At 40.9% G+C, this 631-nt stretch carries 2 tRNA genes; both read left to right on the forward strand.

The window, feature by feature from the left end:
- The first annotated feature begins 2 nt into the window (after window positions 1-2).
- Window positions 3-79: transfer RNA gene (locus tag FXN70_RS11905), tRNA-Ile, on the forward strand.
- 61 nt (window positions 80-140) lie between these two features.
- Window positions 141-216 (forward strand) — tRNA-Ala (locus tag FXN70_RS11910).
- The last annotated feature ends 415 nt before the right edge of the window (window positions 217-631 follow it).

The following is a 631-nucleotide window of genomic DNA, read 5'->3' on the forward strand; positions in this document are numbered from 1 at the left end:
GAGGGTCTGTAGCTCAGTTGGTTAGAGCACACGCTTGATAAGCGTGGGGTCACAAGTTCAAGTCTTGTCAGACCCACCAAACTCTGCAACATGAGAAGGTAGACAAAAAGATTGGTACGTAATTCGAAATGAAATAAGCTGGGGACTTAGCTTAGTTGGTAGAGCGCCTGCTTTGCACGCAGGAGGTCAGGAGTTCGACCCTCCTAGTCTCCACCACGTATCTTCTGGATACGGAATAAGCAAGTAACACGGTAGCTTATAGAGATTAGTGATAAAGTTGCGTATGATACGCGGCATTGTTATTAACCTCTGTGATTTATCACAGTTTAATGTAGCTGACGAAGCTATGTTAATTCATTAATAGATTGAAAATTGAGTCTGAAATAAATTGTTTTACTCAATTGTTCGAAAGGACAATATGAGAACTAGCAGATTTAACTGAATCAAGCGTTTTGGTATATGAATTTAGATTGAAGCTGTACGGTGATTAAGTTCACAGTACTTCAAACTGTAATGTTGATAATGCTACTTGTAGGTATTAGCGACTGTTTGGGGTTGTATAGTCAAGTAATTAAGTGCATGTGGTGGATGCCTTGGCAGTCAGAGGCGAAGAAAGACGTGATAGCCTGCG

It is taken from the genome of Acinetobacter sp. MD2 (genome assembly GCF_035615575.1).
Classification (GTDB): domain Bacteria; phylum Pseudomonadota; class Gammaproteobacteria; order Pseudomonadales; family Moraxellaceae; genus Acinetobacter.